Consider the following 18,779-nt stretch of genomic DNA (forward strand, 5'->3'; position numbering starts at 1 on the left):
GCACCCCCCCATTTTCGGGGTGGTATGTCAGCTACGGGGCCGTTTTCAGTCAGCGGGCCTTCCAGACCGGGGCCCGCTTCTGCGCGAACGCCAACGGACCTTCCTTGGCGTCCTCGGTCTTGAGCAGCGTGCGGAACTCCCGCATGGTGCGATCCCAGCCGGGTTCCTCGTCGGGGATGACGCCCTCGTCGGCACCGTAGGCGATGCGCTTGCTGGCCTGCACCGACAGCGGCGCGTTGCCGGTGATGCGTTCGGCCAGCGCCAGCGCCGCCTCCAGCACGGTGCCGTCCGGGACGACCTGATTGATCATCCCCCACCGGGCAGCATCGGCGGCGCTGATCGGCTCGCCGGTGAACAGCATCTCCAGGGCCACCTTGCGGGGCAGCTGGTGCACGATGCGGAAAACGCCACCAGCCCCGGCGATCAGGCCGCGCTTGACCTCGGGCAGCCCGAACTGCGCGCGTTCCTCGGCCACCACCAGGTCACTGGCCAACGCCAACTCGGTGCCCCCACCCAGCGCGGTGCCGTTGACCGCGGCGATGGTGGGCTTGTCGATGAAGTGGTGCACGTAGCCGGCAAATCCCCACTCGGGGTGCTCGGGGTGATACAGGTTCTCCCCGCGGGAGATCGCCTTGAGATCGGCTCCCGCGCAAAACGATTTGTCACCCGAGCCGGTGATCACCACCGCACGGACCTCGGGGTCGTCTTGCGCCTGCGCCAGCGCGTCGCCGACGGCGATGCTCACCGAGCCGTTGATCGCGTTGCGCGCCTCGGGCCGGTTGATGGTGATGACCAGAACGTTCCCGCGGCGCTCGGTGAGCGCACCCGCCTCGCTCACAGCAGCTCCAGGATGGTGGCGTTGGCCTGGCCGCCACCCTCACACATGGTCTGCAGGCCATACTGAATTCCCTTGTCCCGCATGTGATAGAGCAGGGTCGTCATGATCCGGGCGCCGGACCCGCCCAGCGGGTGGCCCAGCGCGATCGCACCGCCCTTGGGGTTGAGCCGCTCTGGGGCGGCACCGATCTCGGCCAACCAGGCCATCGGGACCGGGGCGAACGCCTCGTTGACCTCGAACGCACCGATGTCGTCGACGGACAGCCCGGAGCGCTTCAGTGCCTTCTGCGTCGCCGGGATCGGCGCGCTGAGCATCATCACCGGGTCGGCGCCGGCCAGGGTGGCGGTGTGCACCCGCGCCAGTGGCTTGAGCCCCAGCTCCTTGGCTTTCTCCGCCGACATGAACAGCAGCGCCGCCGAGCCGTCGGAGATCTGGCTGGAGTTACCGGCGTGGATCACGCCGTCTTCCTTGAACGCCGGCTTGAGCTGGGCCATCTTCTCCAGCGTGGTGCCGCGGCGGATGCCCTCGTCCTTGAGCACCACGTTGCCGTCAGCGTCCTTGATGCCGACGATCTCGTCGTCGAAGGCGCCCGCGTCCTGGGCGGCCGCCGCCTTGTCGTGCGAGGCCAGCGAGAACTCGTCGACGGCGCTGCGGTCAAAGCCCCACTGCGCGGCCATCATCTCCGCGCCGATGCCCTGGTTGGGGGTTTGGGTGTAGCGGGTCCGGAACGCCTCGGGGTAGGGGTGCCCGCCGTTGGCCAGGGACGCCCCCATCGGGGTCCGCGACATCGACTCCACCCCACCGGCGACGACGACGTCGTAGTGGCCGGCGACCACACCGGCGGCCGCGAAGTGCACCGACTGCTGGCTGGATCCGCACTGCCGGTCCACGGTCACACCCGGAACGGTCTCCGGCCAGCCGGCCGCCAGCAGCGCGGTCCGCCCGATGTCGAGCGCCTGCTCCCCGGCCTGCATCACGCAGCCCCAGATGACGTCGTCGACGAGCTCCGGGTCGACGCCGGCCTTGGCGACCAGGCCGTTGAGGACCTGGGCGGACAATTCGGCGGGATGCACCCCGGACAGGCCGCCGTTGCGCTTGCCGATCGGGGAACGCACTGCCTCGACGATGACGGCGTCAGCCATGACACACTCCTTATGTTCGGTGTGCCTCCGATTGTTGACCAACGGGTTGGGAGGGCCGCAGCCGGGGTGGCCGAGGACCCGACGTTTGTCCCGTCCGATCAGTCGTGTTTCGCCTCGTAGCGGAGCAGGACCGCGCCACCCGGGAAGGTGCGGTTCTCCAGCAGTCGCAGCGAGATCCATGACGGCAGGGTCGGGAAGAACGGGGTTCCGCCACCCACGGCGGTGGGCGCGACCACGATGCGGTATTCGTCCACCAGTCCGGCCTGCACGATCGGTGCCGCCAGCGTCGCGCCGGCAACCTCGAGCCTGCCGTCGGTCTCGGCTTTCAACTTCGTCACCACCTCGACCGGGTCGCCGCGTTCCAGCCGGGAGTTCCAGTCGACAGACTCCAAGGTGCGCGAGAACACGACCTTGGGCATGTCGCGCCAGATGCGGGCGAAATCAACGATCAAGGGGGTGGCATCCGGGGCCGTGTCGGCGGTCGGCCAGTACGCGGACATCAGTTCATAGAGCCGCCGGCCGTAGAACGACAGGGCGGTCTCCCTCTCGAAATCGTTCCAGTACTGGTGCAGTTCTTCGCTCGGCTCGGACCAGTCGATGCTGCCTTGTGCGTCGGCGATGTACCCGTCCACCGACACGTTGAAGCCATAGATGAGTGTGCCCATGCAGATCAGACTTCATCGGAGGGCGAAACTCATCGCGACGGCAGCCCAGATTCTGTCAATCCGCCGACCGGCCCATCTGGTTGGTGCTGCTCACTCGACCGGCCTGAACCGCAGGTGCAGCTCTTGCAGGCCGCGCATGATGAACGTCGGCTCGTAGCTGTAGCGGCGGGCTTGCGGCGGGCCGTGCACTTCTTCGTCAATGCGGATATCGGCCATCCGGTCCAGGATGCGGTTCAGCGAGATCCGGCCCTCGGCGCGGGCCAGCGGCGCACCCGGGCACGAGTGCACCCCGCGACCGAACGCCACGTGTTCGCGCACGTTGGTCCGGTCGACGCGGAACTGGTCGGGGTCCTCGAACTTGCGCGGGTCGCGGTTGCTGGCCCCGGGCAACAACATCACGGTGGTGCCGGCGGGCACCGTGGTGTCGCCGACTTTCGTTGTGGTTCGCGCCATCCGGAAGTGTGATTTGACCGGGCTTTCGGTGCGCAGCGTCTCCTCCAGAAACACCGGGATGCGGTCGCGTTCGCTGCGCAACAGCGCCTGGATCTCGGGACGCTCCGCGATCACCCGCAGTCCGGCGCTGAGCAACTTGACCGTGGTTTCCTGGCCGGCGGCGAACAGGAAGGTGGAAACCCGCACCACGTCGATGATCTCGGGGGTCGACCCGTCCTCGTATTTGGCCTGCGCCAACTCGGTCAGCACGTCGTCGCGCGGCTGATTGCGGCGGTCGTCGATGTAGGCATAGAACCTGTCGTCGAGCCACTGCAGCGGGTTGTGGTGGACCGGATCGTCCTCGTCGACCGCACCGACCAGTTCGCTGGCCATCACCCGGCGGAATTCGTGGTGGTCGGCGGCGGGCACCCCGAGCAGGTCGGCGATGACCAGCATCGAGAACGGTTTGGCGTAGTCCTCGATGAACTCGCAGCGGCCGCGCGCGACGAACTCGTCGAGCTGTTCGTCAGCCAGCCGCCACATGAAGTCCTCGTTCTCCTTGAGCCGCTTGGGCGTCAGCAGCCGGCTCAACAACCCGCGGGTGCGGGTGTGTAACGGCGGGTCCTGGGTGACGATGTGCTCGCTCATCGGGATCTGCTCGCGGTGCGCCTCGATGAGGTCCCCGATATCGTCGCCGGACGGTTCGAACGGCAGCCCGGAGAACGGCCCGGCCACCGACACACACGAGGAGAACGCCGGGTCTCGGTACACGGCAAGGGCTTCGGCGTGACCGGTGACCGCGAGCACTCCCTGATGCGGCTCGTGCACCATCGGGCACTTGGCCCGCAGATGGTCGAAGTACGGGTACGGATCCGGGATCAACGACTGGTCGGTAAAGAAGTCGATCGAGTCGAAGTCGCTCATTGCAGGCCTCCTGAGCCAGTCACAGCACCATTTCGGTGACCTCGGCCACCTGGGCGTCCGAAACGTTCATGATGGTGTCGAGGTTTTCGGCGATATCCTCGGCGGTGAGCGGGGATTTCGTGATCCCTGCGGTGCGTACGACGGCGATGCGTGCGACGTTGCCCATCCCGATCTGCAGCACTTCGCCGTTGAGCGGGCAGTCGTGATGCGCCAGGAATGCGGCTGCCGGAGCGCACAAGTCCGGGGGCATGCTGGCATTGACGGTGTCCATCAGCTCTTTGGGAATGGACAGCTGGGCCGCCACCGAGTCCGAGTGCGACGCCGACATGCGGGTGTAGGCGCGCGGCGCGATGGCGTTGACCCGGATGCCGTGGGCGGCGCCTTCGGTCGCCAGGTTACGGGTGAGCCCGAAAACAGCGCCCTTGGCAGCGCCGTAGCTGGTCAATTCGGTGATGCCGCCCAGCATCGCTTCGGACACGGTGTTGACGACGCGCCCGTACCCCGCCTGCACGAAGTGCGGCCAGGCGGCCCGGGCGACCAGCAGGCTACCGATGAAGTGAACGTTCAGCATGCTGTGGAATTGCTCCGCCGACAGGTCCGCGAACAGCCCGGGGTCGTGGATGCCGGCGTTGTTGATCACCGCGTCGATACGGCCGTATGCCTCGATCGCGGTGCCGATAATAGCTTGTGCACCTTCCTGTTCGGCGACCGATGCGCAGCAGGCGACCGCGCTTCCGCCGCCGGCGGTGATCTCGCGCACCACGTCGTCGGCCGGCGCCGAGGAGGTGCCGCTCCCGTCGATGCCTCCCCCGTTGTCGGCGACGATGACGCACGCGCCCTTGGCTGCCAGCAGCTGGGCGTGGCTGCGCCCCACCCCACGGCCGGCGCCGGTGATGGCCACCACGCGCCCGTCGAACCGCAGCTCGGTCATGAGTCTCCGAACAGCACCGGAAGCGCTGTCGGCGAACGGAATACCTGGCCGCGGATGTAGACGTCGCCACCCTCGGGGTCCAGCCGCAGATTCGGCAGCCGGTCGAACAGCAGGTTGAGGGCGACCCGCATCTCCAGCCGGGCCAGGTGCATGCCGAGGCAGACGTGCACGCCGTGGCCCCACGCCGTGTGCGACCGGGCCTGGCGCATGATGTCGAACCGGTCGGGATCGGGGTGTCGGTCCTCTTGACGGTTGGCGGCACCCATCATCGGCATCACCGAAGAACCGGCCGGGATCGCCACGCCGCCCAGTTCGGTGTCGCGGGCGGCGACCCGGGTGATCGTCAGTAGCGGCGGCTCCCAGCGCACCCCCTCCTCGATCGCCTGTCCCAGCAGCGACCGGTCGGCGCGCAACGCGTCGAGCTGATCGGGGTGGCTGAGCAAGCCGAACAACAGATTGCCCAAGGCCCGATAGGTGGTTTCGATGCCCGCCGGCAGCAGCAGCCGCAGAAACGAGAAGATCTCCTCGTCGGACAACTTCTCCCCGTCGATCTCAGCCTGCGCCAGTCCGCTGATCAGATCATCGCGCGGGTCATCGCGACGGGCGGCGAGAATCGGGCTGAAGTAGTCGCGCAACGCCTCCGACGCGGCGCGGCCGCGTTCGGGGTTGATGGTGAACGACAGCAGCGAGATCGACCAGCGCTGAAACTGCGGGAAGTCCTGCTGCGGCAAGCCCAGCAGCCCGGCGATGATCTGGGTCGGGTAGTCGAAGGTGAACTCCTTGACCAGATCCGCGCTGCCGCGCCCGACGAACCGGTCGATCAGCTCATTGCCGACCCGGCCCACCAGCTCGTCTTCCCAGCGGGCCAGCGCCTTCTGGGAGAACGCCTTTGACACCAGGGCGCGGTGCCGGCCGTGTTGGGGTTCATCCATACCCAACATCACGTGCTTGCCCAGCACGTCACCGAACGCGTCGATGATGATCGACGAGGAGAACGTCTCGTTGTCGCGCAGCATCGCGATGACGTCCTCGTGGCGGTACACGATGAACACCGGTTTGGATTCCTCGTGCGGCAGCACCGACATGTCGATGCGCTGCACGGGCTCTTCGCGGCGCAGCCGGGCGAGTTCGGTGTAGGGGTCGCGGACATCGCCGGACACCACATCGTCGAACGCGCCGAAATCGTCCAGATCGTCAAACAACTGCACAATTGCTCCTTTATCCGGCGGGATATGCGACGGACTTGATCTCGGTGTACTGGTCGAATCCGGCGGTACCGTTCTGACGTCCGACGCCGCTGGCCTTGTAGCCGCCGAACGGCGTGTCGGCGCCGTAGCCGGCCGCGCCGTTGAGGCCGATGAAGCCGGCGCGCAGGCGTTTGGCCACCGCGAGCGCGTGGTCCAGGCTCCCGGACATGACGTTGCCGGCCAGACCGTAGGGGCTGTCGTTGGCGATACGCACCGCGTCGTCTTCGTCGTCGTACGGAATGACGGCGAGCACCGGGCCGAAGATCTCTTCCTGGGCGATCGTCATCGCGTTGTCGACATCGACGAACAGCGTCGGCCGGACGTAATACCCGCGGTCCAAACCATCGGGAGCCTCGGTTCCCCCGACCAGCAACCGGGCGCCCTCGTCGATGCCCTTCTGGATGTAGCCGCGAATCCGGTTGCGCTGCTTGTCCGAGATGACGGGTCCGCACAGCGTGGCGGCGTCTTGCGGGTCACCCGGCGCGATGCCGGCATACATCGCCTCCAGCATGGCGACGCCTTCGTCGTAGCGTGACCGCGGCAGCAGCAGCCGCGTCGGGTTGGCGCAGCCCTGCCCGGCATGCATGCACGGCGCGATACCCATCATGCAGCCCAGCGCGAGATCGGCGTCCTCCAGCACGATTGTCGCCGATTTGCCGCCGAGTTCCAGGAAGAGCCGCTTCATGGTCGCGGCCCCCTTTTCCATGATCCGCTGCCCGACGACGGTGGACCCGGTGAAGGAGATCAGATCCACCTTGGGTGAGAGCGTCAGCTCTTCGCCGACGAGATGGTCGGAGGCGGTGACTACATTGACCACACCCGCTGGGATGTCGGTGTTTTCGGCGATCAGCCGCCCCAGCCGGGTGGCGTTGAAGGGGGTGTCGGGTGCGGGCTTGAGCACGACGGTGTTGCCGGTCGCCAGCGCCTGACCGATCTTGTGGATGGTGACTTCGAAGGGGAAGTTCCACGGCACGATGGCCCCGACCACCCCGACGGCTTCGCGCCAGACTTTGCGGGTGGTGTTGACACCGGTCACCGAAACGAACGCGTCACCCAGCGAGGTCTCCCACGGATAGCTGTCGATCAGCTGGGCCGGGTATCGCAGCCCGTCCGACAGCGGTGCGTCGAGCTGGGGGCCCGCGGTGATGGCCCGCGGGCAACCGACTTCGAGGATGAGCTCCTCGCGCAGCTCCTCCTGCTCGGCTTCCAACGCGTCCTGGAGCTGCAGCAGACAGCGTTGCCGGAACGCGTGATTGACCGCCCAGTCGGTGTCGTCGAAGGCGCGGCGGGCGGCGTCGATGGCGCGACGCATGTCCGCTGTCGACGCATCGGCGACCTCGCCGAGGGGCTCCTCGGTCGCCGGGTTGAGGTTGACGAACGTGCCCGCCTGGCCGTCGACGAGCCGGCCGTCGATCATCATCCTGGACTCGAACCGAGGGGTGTCAGCCATGTGTATCCCTGTCCGTGAGAGCACCGAATCGAGGCAGCCCCATCATGAGGCGGATGATGTGATGAAATCCCGCCGCGGGCAGCAGGCGGTTGGCGATCAGCAACATGCGCGCGTCGGGGCCCACCGGCCGCCGAACGAACGCCGCCCTGGATTCCAGGGCAGCGGCGAGTCCGGCCGCGAACCGCTGCGGCGAGCGGGCGGCACGCTTCATCGCGGCCCGTCCTCGCCGATCCATGGTGCCGTGGTGGCGCGCGTAGGGGCCGGTGAGATCGCGGCAATCCGTGGTCCCGGCATCGGTGATGATCTCGGTGTCGTAGGTTCCGGTCACCAGGATGGTCACGCCCAGCCCGAACGGTGCGATCTCGTTGGCCAGCGATTCAGCCCACCGCTCCGATGCGCCCTTGGCCGCGGAATACACCGCGGTGGCGGGCATGCCGCGGACACCGCCCGCGCTGGACACCACGACGATGCGTCCCCGCCCCGCCGCGCGCATCGCCGGTAGCAGCGCGTTGGTCAATGCCACCGGTCCGAACACGGATGTGCGAAACATCCTCTCCCACAGGTCCGCCGGTGTCTCCTCAGCCATGCCGGCGGCTGATATCCCGGCGTTGTGCACCACAGCATGCGGAGCACCGACGGCCGCCTCGATGGCCTTGGCGGCGGCAGCTACCGATGCGGAGTCGGTCAGGTCCAACGGAACACCGATCAACCGGGGGTCGTCGTCGCGCGCGCCGGTGGCTTCACGCAGTGCCGCCAGCCCGGTCTCCGGGGACCGCATGGCGGCGACGACCCGCCACCCCCTGCGATACAGCTCGACCGCAGAGGCGAAGCCGAGCCCGCGCGAGGCGCCGGTGATGACGACGCTGCGCGTCTCACCCATTGCCCGGCCCGCACCGGCCGCCGTCGGCCGGCGGCTGGACATCCGGCCGTCCGTTCGGCTGGCCGCTTTGCCAGGTCGCCCATTTGCCGACCGAGTATGGACCCGGCTGGCCTTCCTTCTCGTAGAAGCCTTGTGGGTCATAGATTTTGGCTTCCGGATACGGCCACGGGCAGGCAACGGTGCGGGACAGATGCGCCGCTTTGACCAGGGCGAAGGTACCGCCGTAGCAGAAGTAGCCGATGTTGATCAGCACCAGCATCACCATGAACATCCCCAGCGTCGGCCGGCTGGCGAAGATCTTGGCCCGTTGGGCGAGCTTCTCGGCCACGGTGCGCCCGGTGTCGTCGCGGTACAGCAGCACCCCGGCCGGCACCATCACGAAGTTGACCGCCAGAATCTCCACGATCAACGGGAATTGGTGGGTCTGGCCGACGAAGATCGACCCGATCGGAACCTGGGAATAGATGTACATTCCGGTCTGCACCAGGGTGATCTCCAGGGCCGCATCCAGGATCATCCCGAACGGCAGGATGCAGATCGCCAGGCTGATCAGCGGGTGACGCCACACGAACGAGTCGACGGGCCGGCGCGCCTGAATCTTGCGCAGCAGCCAGATCCCCGGGAAGTAGGGCGCCAGGTAGAACATGATGTAGCCCAGCACCACAAACGGCTCGACGGTCGGCGACAGCGACACCAGCGGCCAGTCTTCGGGCAGGTGATGCAGTTCGGGGTTGTAGACCGCGAACGGCCCCCAGTTCATGATCGGGTCCTGCCAGACGATCAGCGTCGTGACGATCCCCATCAGCAGGATCGGGTGATACGGGTGCCGACGCCACGCCACCACGTAGGTGACCGTGATGAGCACCATCACGACGACGGTGAACGCCTCCAGCAGCCCGAGCCAGTGCTCGAATCCGAACAACACCTTCACCGGCCGTTCCGGTGGCCCGGTGATCGGCGACACGCGGACCCGGTCGGAGTCCAACCCGGTGCGGGCATTGGCGAGAAAGAAGACCAGCACACCCAGCCCGGCCAGGGCCCAGACCCGAACCCACGGCGAGCCGCGTTTGGGTTCGACGGCTGACGCGGTGGCGGACGGCGCTGTCTGCTCTGCGGTCATCGGTCTATTCCTCTCCGAAACGGTCGACGAGATGGGAGTTGACGCCGTCGGCGTCGAGCCTGCGGGCCACCAGATAGCCGGCGCCCATCCAGGCCCGGCGTGTCCAGTTGCCGAACGACACCCGGGTTCCCGGTGCGCCGGAGGCGGCGGGCATCATCTTCACCCGTTCCAGGGCCTCTTTGACGCCCCGCGGACTGAGCGGATGCGCATCGCTGAGGGCCCGCACCAGCGTCATCGCGACGTCGCGGTTCACCACCGACACGCACCACTCCGGGCGCCGGCCGTACGCCTGCTGGTATTCGTCGAGGAAACTCTGACCCACCGCGTTGCCCTCGTCGTACTGGTCGATGCCGACCCAGCCCATGAACGCGTTCCACATGATCGGGTTGATCCACGCATTCTGAAACGCGGTGCTGGTGAACCGGGGCGGGTCCCAGTTCAGTTCCTGCAAGGCGGGGTTGATGAAGACGATCCCGAATCCGAAGCCGCAGTGCACGATCGCCGGCGCCTTGGCTTCATGCAGGGCGCGCACCGCCTGCGAAACATCCTGCGCGGTCTGCGCGATGGTCGCCTCGGCGACGATGCGGATGCCCTTGCGCTGGCACGCCTTCCGGAAGTTCTGCAGGTAGGTCTCGCCGACCAGCGACTGCTCCTTGAGCACCCCGACCTCGGTGTGGCCGGCCTTGGCCAACAGGTCCGTCCAGAAGATCGGCTCGTCGGTCAGCGATCCCTGCGGGAAGGAGAAGAACCACTCCCCCAGCGCGGCGTCCGATCCGGTGACGCTCAGGCAGGGCACCTTGAAGCGGTCCTCGATGGCCTCGCGGGTCGGCACGCAGTTGTCCGTGATATGCGGGCCGAACACCGCGAGACACCCCTCGTCGCACAGTTCGCCGTACGCGTCGATGACCGCCTTGACCGACCCCTTGGGCAGGCCCTCGACCTCGCGGTAGATGATCTGGACCGGCCGGTCCAGCAGACCCTGTTCGGTGGCCTGCTGGAAGACCAGGTCGAAGGGCTGGGTCAGGTCTTCGAAATAGGTCTTCGGAAAGCCTTCAGGAAGCCGGAAATCCATCAGATAGCCGATTTTGATCGGCTCGGCGGAGCTCTCGTACGACATCTCACCTCCATCGACGCGGCGCCGTGGCCCTCTCGCCGCGCGGTGAACCTAAAATTTGTTCAGACCTTAGCGCGCGGACTGCCGCATCGTCAATCATCCTGTCGGGCTTGGCCGGCCAGGTACACGTCGATCATCTCGACCAGTCCGCTGGTGACCAGGGAGTCGTCGGTGAGCGGACCGGCTACCGCTGCCCGCGCCGCCTCTCGTGGACCCAGTCCCTCGGCGATCAGCCGTCCGGCGGCGATCAGCACCCGCGTCGAGGCCACCTCACGCAGCCCGCCGGTCTCCAGCCGGCGGATCGCCTGTCCCAGCCGCACCAGGTCGGCTGCCTGGTCGTGCGCGATGCCGGCTTCGCACGCAACGATCTTCTCCTCGACGTCGGGAGTGGGGAAACCGAAGTCGATGGCGACCATGCGCTGGCGAGTGGAGTCCTTGAGGTCTTTGAGGACACTTTGGTAACCGGGGTTGTACGACACCACCAGGCCGAACCCGGGCGCGGCCTGCAGGGTCACCCCCAGGCGCTCCAGTGGCAGCTGGCGGCGATGATCGGCCAGCGGGTGAAGCACCACCGTGGTGTCCTGGCGGGCTTCGACAACCTCGTCGAGATAGCAGATCGCCCCCTCGCGGACGGCCCGCGTCAACGGGCCGTCCACCCACTCGGTCTCACCGCCACGCAGCAGATAGCGGCCCACCAGGTCTGCGGTGGTCAGATCGTCGTGGCAGGCCACCGTGATCAGCGGCCGGTCCAGGTCGTAGGCCATCGCCTCCACGAACCGGGTCTTCCCGCATCCGGTCGGGCCTTTGAGCACAATCGACAGCCCTTGCCGGAAGGCCGCTTTGAACACGTGCTCCTCGTCGGCGACGGGGACGTAGTACGGGCGCGGACCGGGTGCCGCAGTTGCCATGTCGTGGATACCCTTCTGCTCACGCAACACGTCGTCGCAGATCGGCGGACCGCAGCGCCGAACGAAACAGCGGCCCGATGACCTGGTGGAGTTGGTCCGGCCGAGGAATGGTCGCGTGCGCGGCGCTGCCGAACACCCGGCGCAACTCCTCGACGTCGGTGGCCGCACCGATGGTCAAACACAGGCACCCGGTGCCGCGGCGGCGGGCCTCCGCCAACGCACGGCGCGCATCGGCGGCGCCGTAGGCCCGCTCGTAGCCGTGGTCGTAGGCCAAACCGTCGGACAGGACGACGAGTAGTCGTCGCGGGGTGCCACCGCGACGTTCCAGCACGGCCGCACCGTGCCGGATCGCGGCGCCCAGTCGCGAATAGGCGCCCGGCGAAAGCCCGGCCAGCCGTCGCAACGCCGACGCGTCAAGCGCGTCGTCGAACTGCTTGACCGGCGCGACGTGGACCGCCGATCGGCCCTGGGAATGAAACGCGTAGAGCGCGACGCGATCTCCCAGATCGTGCAGCGCTTTCGCCAACGCGGCGGCCACGGCCCGTTGCTGTTCATGGACGGTGTGACCGGCGGCACCGGGTTCAGCCGACGAGCCGGAGACATCGAGCAGGATGAGTACCGAAAGATCGCGGCGGCGACGCAGGCTGTCCAGGTAGACGGCCTCGTCGGGCGCCGAACCGGCGATCGCCTCCACCCTGGCCTCCACCGCCGCGTCGATATCGACGTCGTCGCCCTGAGGCTGGCGGTGGTATCGGTCCAGTCCCACGCCCAGCCGCGCCAGCGGGCGCCGCAATCCGCTCTCGGTCAGCCGCAGTGGGGCGGCTTCGTTGTGGCGCGGGGCGCCATCCAGCACGGTGCACCAGTTCGGCCGGTACCGGCCGCGGTGAACATCCCATTCCGGATACGAGGTCCCGGCCCCGCGGCTGGGTGCGCTGTCTTCTTCGGCGCCGTAGCCGGCGGTCGAGATCACCGAGCCGGCGCCGCGCCTGCCCGATCGGGTCCGGTGCGTGGGTGCATCCGCGCCGGGCGGGCCGTTGCCGCCGAGGCGCCGCACGACGCCCAGCATCTTGGCGACCAGCCGACCCGCGGCACCTGACCCGCCGACCGGGCTGGAGAAGGGATCCCTCACGTCTTCGGCCTCGTCGCGGTCATCGTCGAGGTCGGCCGGTGACGCGGTCTGCCTGCGTGGCGCGTGCGTGCCCGCCGCACCGTTCGCCTCGCTCTCGCCGCGTGCGGTCAGCAGTTTTCGCGGCCGGATGACCCCGAATGCGTCTGGGCAGCTGGTGATGTCGGCACCGCTGCGCGCCAACGCCAGCGAGCTGGCCGGGGCGTCGCTGCGAGCGGCGACGTCGTGGTCGACCAGCGAACGCAGTCCGGGCGGCAACAGGTCACCGCTGGCCGCCAGCGCCCGGTGTCCCTCGATCGCCAGATACCGGTTCGCCAGTGTCCGGCGGCCGCTCAGCTTCCGGACGATGTCGGCGTGCAGGCTGCCCGCCGCCAGCAGGCATGCCTGCACGGTGACGGCGCGCAGCTGGCGGCCCGGGTCGGCGGTGGCGTCGACGAATACCGTCTTGCCGTCGGTCCACGCCGGCTGACCGGCGTCGGCGCCGGCCACCTGCAATGCGCGCCCGGAAAGTGCCGACGCCAGCATGTTCCACCGCTTGAGGGCATCGACCCCGTCCAGCTGGTGCGCCACGCGTTCCCTCACCCCTCCGGTTGACCAAATTATTGTTCCACCGTAAAGTCCGCTGCGACCGCAGTCAATGACGGGAGTAGGTGGCTCCGATGATCGATTTCGCGGGCCAGGTCGCTGTCGTCACCGGCGCGGGTCGGGGCCTGGGCCGGCTTTACGCGATCGAACTCGCCCGCCGCGGCGCGTCGGTGGTGGTCAATGATCTCGGCGGGACGATGCACGGAGACGGCGCGGACACCCGGGTGGCCGACCTGGTCGTGGAGGAGATCCTGGCTGCCGGCGGCGTGGCGGTGGCCTCGCACGATTCGGTGGACACCCCCGAGGGCGGGGACGCGATCGTGGCGGCCGCGCTCGATCGTTTCGGCCGCGTGGACGCGGTGGTGAGCAACGCCGGCATCTTCAACAGTGTTCCGTTCGATGAAATGTCGGTGGACGACTGGCGGCGGATGCTGCGCGTGCACCTGGACGGCGGCTTCTTTCTGAGCCAGCCCGCCTATCGCGCGATGAAAGCACAGGGCTATGGCCGATTCGTCTTCATCTCGTCATCGGGTGGCATGTTCGGCCAACCGCTGGAAGCCCACTATGCGGCGGCCAAAGCCGGGCTGGTCGGGCTGGCGAATGTGATCGCGATCGAGGGCGCGCCCCATGGCATCCTGGCGAATACGGTGCTGCCGTTCGGCTACTCGCGGATGGTCACCGAAACCGTCGGCGACCCGAAAGCCCTTGAGGAGGCCGGATTCCTGAAGATCATTCAGCCCGAGCTGGTGGTTCCGATGGTGACGTACCTGGCCAGTCGCGACTGCACCCTGACGCATCACAACTATTCCGCCTGCGCGGGGCGGTTCGCGCGGGTGTTCGTCGGTCTCGGTGACGGCTGGCTGGCCGAGCCGGGAAGCGACCCGACTGCTGACGATGTCGCGTCGCATCTGGCCGAGATCTCCGCGACTGAGCCGTTCACGGTGCCCGACTCCATCTTCGCGGAGGTGTTCGGCGTGTGCGAACGCCTCGGCGTCACCGCCGTATGATCCGTTTCCGCTGAGATCGACGCGTAAATTTCGAAAACAGCCGATATCCGGGGCTATAAGTCAATTAGGACGTCGATTTCAGCAGCACACCGGCCTATCGGGTCACGATCGGCAGCCGAGCCCAGCCGCGCACGCTGGCGGTGTGCGCGCGTTCGGCCGCCGCATAGTCGACATCCCATTCCGGCCAGCGCTTGAGAACCTCCTCGAGGGCGACGCGGGCCTCCAGCCGGGCCAGCGCCGAGCCGAGGCAGAAGTGCACCCCCTGCCCGAAGCTGAGGTGACTGCCCTGGCGGTGGATGTCGAAACGGTCCGGGTCGGTGAAGTGGCGGTGGTCCCGGTTGGCGGATCCGTTCAGCAGCAGCATGAATGAACCCTCCGGCACCCGGTGCCCGTAGTGCTCGGCGTCCTGGGCCACATAGCGGGCCTGCACCGGGGAGGGGGCCTCGTAGCGGAGTGTTTCCTCGATCGCACCGGGGATCAGGGTCGGATCGGCGACGAGTTCACGGCGCTGATCGGGGTTCTCCGCCAACAGTTGTCCGAGGTAGCCGATCAGCCGGGCGGTGGTCTCGTTGCCCGCACCCGCGATCATCGCGGTGTAGGACAGCACTTCGGTGCGCGACAGCGGGCGCCGAGTGCCGTCGGGTTCGTCGATCTGTGCCTGCAGCAACTCGGTCATCAAGTCGTCCGACGGGTGCGCGGCGCGCCATTCGATGTACTCGGCGAACATGACCACGCTGTCCTGGAAAATCTTCTGAGTGAGATCACCCGGCTGGCCGCTTTGCGCCATCTCGATCAGCGAACCGTTGCGGTCACGGATGGCCTCTTGATCTTTTTCCGGGATGCCCAGCAGGTAACCGATGGTCCGCATCGGCATCATCGCACCGAGGTCTGCCACGAAGTCGAATCCGCCGGCCCCGATGAACGGATCCAGTTCACCGGCGCAGAAGTCGCGGACCAGGTCCTCCACCGCGAGCATGCGCCGCGGGGTGAACACCCGCGACAGCAGACGGCGATGCAGATCGTGCAGCGGGGGGTCTTCGAACAGCAGAATGCCCGGCGGCACCTCCAGATTGGCTAACAGGATGTCGGCGGTGGTGCCGCGGCCGGACCGGTAGGTCTGCCAGTTCGGCAGCTCGCGCGCCACGTCCTCATACCGGCTCAGCGCGTAGAAGCCGTACTTTTCGTTGTAGTACAGCGGCGCTTCCTCACGCATCCGCTGCCACACCGGATACGGATTGTCATCGATGCCGTAGTCGAAGGGGTCGTAGTACAGCTCGGTCGTGCCGGCGTTGGTCATCTCGGGTCCCTTCGGGGGTGCTCAGTCGTTGCGATGCAGGAAGCCGTGCAGGCTGGCCTGGGTGAGTTCCTCGACGATCACCTCGCGCGGCGGTTGGTCGGACCCGAAGTAGGTCGACCGCAACGCAGCCATTCCGGCGATCATCGAAACTGTCGAGTGGGCGGGAAGGTCGGGGTGCGCCGACCCGATGTCGCGCAGGTTCATACCCTCGGCACTGATCCGGCCGAGTAGGGCCAGTGCCTGCCGGACATCGGCGATGCCGGCGTCGGCCATGTCCTCCGGGCTGAGCGCATCCGCTGTCATCAGCGTGACCAGAAGACCATGGTGTTCGACAAAGACATCGTAGAGCTGGCCGACGAAATGCCGCGCGAGTTCCGCCTCGCTGGTTTCTTCGGGGACCAGCGACTGCCAGGTCCGGCCGAATTCGTCGATGAACCCGGTGAACGGCAGCACCAGGGCCTCCCGGAAGAGCGCCGCCTTCGAACCGAAATGGCGGAACAGGGCAGCCTCGGTGACGCCTGCCGCCTGGGCGATTTCGCGTGTCGTGGTGCTGCGGTAGTCCTGGCGGGCGAACAGATCTCGGGCCGCATCGAGCAGCAGGCCGCGCGGCGCGCCACGGGGCCGGCGCGTCGCCGGACGTTGCTCCCTATCTGCCTGAGGCACCGGATTTCACTCCCGAGAACACACTCGACGGATGCACCCTCTTAAGATAGCATCTGCTATCTACCTGATCGAAAGAGGTGGGGTCATGGGCGCTCTCATCATGCTGGGCACGCTGTTCGGGCTGATCGCTCTGATATTCGGCCTGGTATTGCGCTACGACCCGGAGGCGCGGCGATGATCTCCGAGTTGACGCCGCTGGTGAAGGCGGGTCTGGCGTTCGCCTACCTCGGCGGCATCTCGTTCGTCCTCATCGGTGGGTACCTGAGCATCCGCCAGCACCGTCTGCATCCGCTGCTGCTGCTCTGCATTTCGGCGATCTCGTTCTCGTGGATCGAGGCGCCCTACGACTGGGCGATGTACGCACAGTTCCCGGCCGCCCTCCCCCGGATGCCCTCCTGGTGGCCGTTGAACATGACCTGGGGCGGCTTGCCGTCGTCGGTGCCGGTCGGCTACATCTCCTACTTCGTGCTGCCGGCCGTGCTGGGTGCGGCGCTCGGCCGCTGGGTGGCAGCACGGTTCCACTGCCGCAGACCCACCACGCTGCTGACCGTGGGCTTCGTCGTCGGCTTCTGCTGGGCGCTCTTCTTCAACGCCATGCTCGGTGCCCGGCTCGGTATCTTCCACTACGGCTACGTGATTCCCGGGCTGGCGCTACGGGAAGGCACGGTGCACCAGTACCCGATCTACGACTCGGTGGCGATGGGGGTGCAGATGATGGTCTTCACCTACTTGCTGGGTCGCACGGATGCCCAGGGCCGCAATGTGATCGAGATGTGGGCCGACAGCCGGGCCAAGTCCCGGCTGCAGGCGTCGCTGCTGTCCATTGTCGCGGTCGTCGTCATCGGCAACGGCTTGTACGGCGCGGTCTTCGCTCCCCACCTCGTCACCAAGCTGGGCGGGTATGTGACCGCCGGACCCACCGAGCAGCTGTTTCCGGGTGTGCCGAACCAGCCACGGTAACCGCCGACCCTACCGCCGAGCGTGAACCTAACTTCACGCTCGGCCGTCGGCGCGAGTGCACCGGTCACGCAGTTACCTTCTGGTAGCGTTTTACCAAATGTTCGGTCAGCAACGGCCCGGGTGAATCCCAGCTGATAGCGGGAGCAGTGGAGGTGTTGTGGGGCGCCAAAAGTCATCCGGGGCGGCAACCTCCGCCGGGGCCTACGACGACGGCACCCGCCGCACCGAGATCCTGCAGACGGCTGCCGCACTGATCGCCGCGACGGGTCTGCGCACCTCCCTGCAGGAGATCGCCGACGCCGCCGGCATCCTGCCCGGCAGCCTCTATCACCACTTCGAATCCAAAGAAGCGATCCTGGTCGAGTTGGTCCGGCGCTATCACGCCGATCTGGAACGCATCGGCGAACTCGCCGACGGCAAACTCGACCAACCCGGAGCCCAGCCGGTCCCTGAGGCGATCATCGCCCTGGGGTCGGAGATCGCGCGCTGCGCGGTCGCGCACCGGGCCGCCCTGCAGATGTCGTTCTACGACGCGCCCAGCTCCAACCCGGAGCTGATCAAGCTGCTCCAGGAGCCGCCGACCGCTGTCCAGCTGGCGATGCTGCAGACGCTGCGGGCCGGCAAGTGGAGCGGCTACATCAGGCCGGACCTCGATCTCGCGATCCTGGCCGACCGGATGTGTCAGTCGATGATGCATGTCGGGCTCGACGTGATCCGCCAGAAGGCCGCGGCCGACCAAACCGCGGCACTCTTATGCCGAATCATGTTGCAGGGACTGGCCAGCCAGCCCCACAGCGATGACCAACTGGACGCCTCCGCGGCGTTCGCGGCGGCCGAGGAAGCCATCGCGACCTGGGCCGATACCTCGGCAGCCGACGACAAGGCCGCCCACGTCCGCGCGGTGGCCCGCGCGGAGTTCGGCCGCAAAGGCTACGAGGTCACCACCATCCGCGACATCGCCGCCGCGGCCGGCATGGGGACCGGAACCGTGTACCGGCTGATCGGCTCCAAGGACGAGCTGCTGGCGTCGATCATGGAGTCCTTCGGCACCAAGGCCGGCGGTGGATTCGCCGCCGTGCTGCGCACCGAGGCCACACCCATCGAGAAGCTCGACGCGCTGATCTGGGTCAACATCAACGCACTCGATCAGTTCCCCGACGAGTGGAAGATTCAGCTGGCCTGGATGCGCCACACTCCCCCGGACAGCCCCAACCCCGGCCTGGCGTTCACCACCCGGCTGCGACAACTGAAATCGCTGCTCTCCGACGGGACCCGATCCGGCGACATCCGTATCGAGACGCCGTCTCTGGAGTTGCTGTCCCGCTGCGTGATGGACGTGCTGTGGATGCCGGAGAACATTGTCCGTACCGAGGGGACCCGGGCGGCGTTGCTGCTGGCCCGCGACACCGTGGTCCGCGGAGTGACCGTTCGCGACGCCAGCGCATAGCGGTTCCGCGGGAGGCGCATAGGGCGCTACCAAAGTTTTGTTC

General features: G+C 67.4%; 17 protein-coding genes. 3 read left to right on the forward strand and 14 right to left on the reverse strand.

Annotated features, from left to right (window positions below; all coding sequences use genetic code 11):
* Nucleotides 1-49: 49 nt before the first annotated feature.
* From AC5Y36_RS11040 to AC5Y36_RS11095, 12 genes are all read right to left on the reverse strand, one after another.
* Nucleotides 50-838 carry a crotonase/enoyl-CoA hydratase family protein gene (locus AC5Y36_RS11040; RefSeq protein WP_500040928.1) on the reverse strand — a complete coding sequence of 263 codons (789 nt, stop codon included), beginning with the start codon at nucleotides 836-838 and terminating at the stop codon, nucleotides 50-52.
* A complete protein-coding gene (locus AC5Y36_RS11045; RefSeq protein ID WP_500040929.1) occupies nucleotides 835-1,980 on the reverse strand; it encodes a thiolase family protein in 1,146 nt (381 codons plus the stop codon). Before AC5Y36_RS11045 ends, AC5Y36_RS11040 begins: the two co-directional genes overlap by 4 nt.
* 98 nt (nucleotides 1,981-2,078) lie before the next feature.
* Complete coding sequence (locus AC5Y36_RS11050) at nucleotides 2,079-2,645, reverse strand: dihydrofolate reductase family protein (RefSeq protein WP_500040930.1); 567 nt, start codon at nucleotides 2,643-2,645, stop codon at nucleotides 2,079-2,081.
* A gap of 90 nt (nucleotides 2,646-2,735) precedes the next feature.
* Nucleotides 2,736-4,001 carry a cytochrome P450 gene (locus AC5Y36_RS11055; RefSeq protein ID WP_500040931.1) on the reverse strand — a complete coding sequence of 422 codons (1,266 nt, stop codon included), beginning with the start codon at nucleotides 3,999-4,001 and terminating at the stop codon, nucleotides 2,736-2,738.
* Nucleotides 4,002-4,020: 19 nt separating this feature from the next.
* Entirely contained in the window at nucleotides 4,021-4,932 is a 912-nt protein-coding gene (locus AC5Y36_RS11060; protein ID WP_500040932.1) for an SDR family NAD(P)-dependent oxidoreductase, read from the reverse strand.
* Nucleotides 4,929-6,143, reverse strand: a complete 1,215-nt coding sequence (locus tag AC5Y36_RS11065; RefSeq protein WP_500040969.1) for a cytochrome P450 — start codon at nucleotides 6,141-6,143, stop codon at nucleotides 4,929-4,931. The genes AC5Y36_RS11060 and AC5Y36_RS11065 overlap by 4 nt, the downstream gene beginning before the upstream one ends.
* A 7-nt stretch (nucleotides 6,144-6,150) precedes the next feature.
* On the reverse strand, nucleotides 6,151-7,599 hold the full coding sequence (locus AC5Y36_RS11070) for an aldehyde dehydrogenase family protein (RefSeq protein WP_500040970.1): 1,449 nt from the start codon (nucleotides 7,597-7,599) through the stop codon (nucleotides 6,151-6,153).
* 22 nt (nucleotides 7,600-7,621) lie between these two features.
* Nucleotides 7,622-8,509 carry an SDR family NAD(P)-dependent oxidoreductase gene (locus AC5Y36_RS11075; protein WP_500040971.1) on the reverse strand — a complete coding sequence of 296 codons (888 nt, stop codon included), beginning with the start codon at nucleotides 8,507-8,509 and terminating at the stop codon, nucleotides 7,622-7,624.
* Nucleotides 8,502-9,629: a spirocyclase AveC family protein gene (locus tag AC5Y36_RS11080; protein ID WP_500040933.1), complete on the reverse strand. Its 1,128-nt coding sequence runs from the start codon at nucleotides 9,627-9,629 to the stop codon at nucleotides 8,502-8,504. Before AC5Y36_RS11080 ends, AC5Y36_RS11075 begins: the two co-directional genes overlap by 8 nt.
* 4 nt (nucleotides 9,630-9,633) lie before the next feature.
* Complete coding sequence (locus AC5Y36_RS11085; protein WP_500040934.1) at nucleotides 9,634-10,746, reverse strand: ABC transporter substrate-binding protein; 1,113 nt, start codon at nucleotides 10,744-10,746, stop codon at nucleotides 9,634-9,636.
* A gap of 89 nt (nucleotides 10,747-10,835) precedes the next feature.
* Nucleotides 10,836-11,651 (reverse strand): CbbQ/NirQ/NorQ/GpvN family protein, encoded by an 816-nt coding sequence (locus tag AC5Y36_RS11090; RefSeq protein ID WP_500040935.1) that lies wholly within the window; start codon nucleotides 11,649-11,651, stop codon nucleotides 10,836-10,838.
* Nucleotides 11,652-11,670: 19 nt separating this feature from the next.
* On the reverse strand, nucleotides 11,671-13,302 hold the full coding sequence (locus tag AC5Y36_RS11095) for a nitric oxide reductase activation protein NorD (protein WP_500040972.1): 1,632 nt from the start codon (nucleotides 13,300-13,302) through the stop codon (nucleotides 11,671-11,673).
* A gap of 134 nt (nucleotides 13,303-13,436) precedes the next feature.
* Between AC5Y36_RS11095 and AC5Y36_RS11100 the strand changes: the two genes are divergently transcribed.
* A complete protein-coding gene (locus AC5Y36_RS11100; RefSeq protein ID WP_500040936.1) occupies nucleotides 13,437-14,369 on the forward strand; it encodes an SDR family NAD(P)-dependent oxidoreductase in 933 nt (310 codons plus the stop codon).
* Between the two features lie 94 nt (nucleotides 14,370-14,463).
* On the opposite strand, the gene AC5Y36_RS11105 is transcribed toward AC5Y36_RS11100, so the two are convergent.
* Nucleotides 14,464-15,666, reverse strand: coding sequence for a cytochrome P450 (locus AC5Y36_RS11105; RefSeq protein ID WP_500040937.1), 1,203 nt, complete (start codon nucleotides 15,664-15,666; stop codon nucleotides 14,464-14,466).
* Nucleotides 15,667-15,687: 21 nt separating this feature from the next.
* Nucleotides 15,688-16,329: a TetR/AcrR family transcriptional regulator gene (locus tag AC5Y36_RS11110; RefSeq protein ID WP_500040938.1), complete on the reverse strand. Its 642-nt coding sequence runs from the start codon at nucleotides 16,327-16,329 to the stop codon at nucleotides 15,688-15,690.
* Between the two features lie 174 nt (nucleotides 16,330-16,503).
* Here AC5Y36_RS11110 and AC5Y36_RS11115 point away from each other — a divergent pair, with 174 nt between their 5' ends.
* The gene (locus AC5Y36_RS11115) at nucleotides 16,504-17,289 is read left to right on the forward strand and encodes a spirocyclase AveC family protein (RefSeq protein WP_500040939.1); all 786 of its coding nucleotides are present in this window, start codon (nucleotides 16,504-16,506) and stop codon (nucleotides 17,287-17,289) included.
* 157 nt (nucleotides 17,290-17,446) lie between these two features.
* The gene (locus AC5Y36_RS11120) at nucleotides 17,447-18,736 is read left to right on the forward strand and encodes a TetR/AcrR family transcriptional regulator (RefSeq protein ID WP_500040940.1); all 1,290 of its coding nucleotides are present in this window, start codon (nucleotides 17,447-17,449) and stop codon (nucleotides 18,734-18,736) included.
* The last annotated feature ends 43 nt before the right edge of the window (nucleotides 18,737-18,779 follow it).

The sequence above is a fragment of the Mycobacterium sp. NGS50 genome (assembly GCF_059812545.1).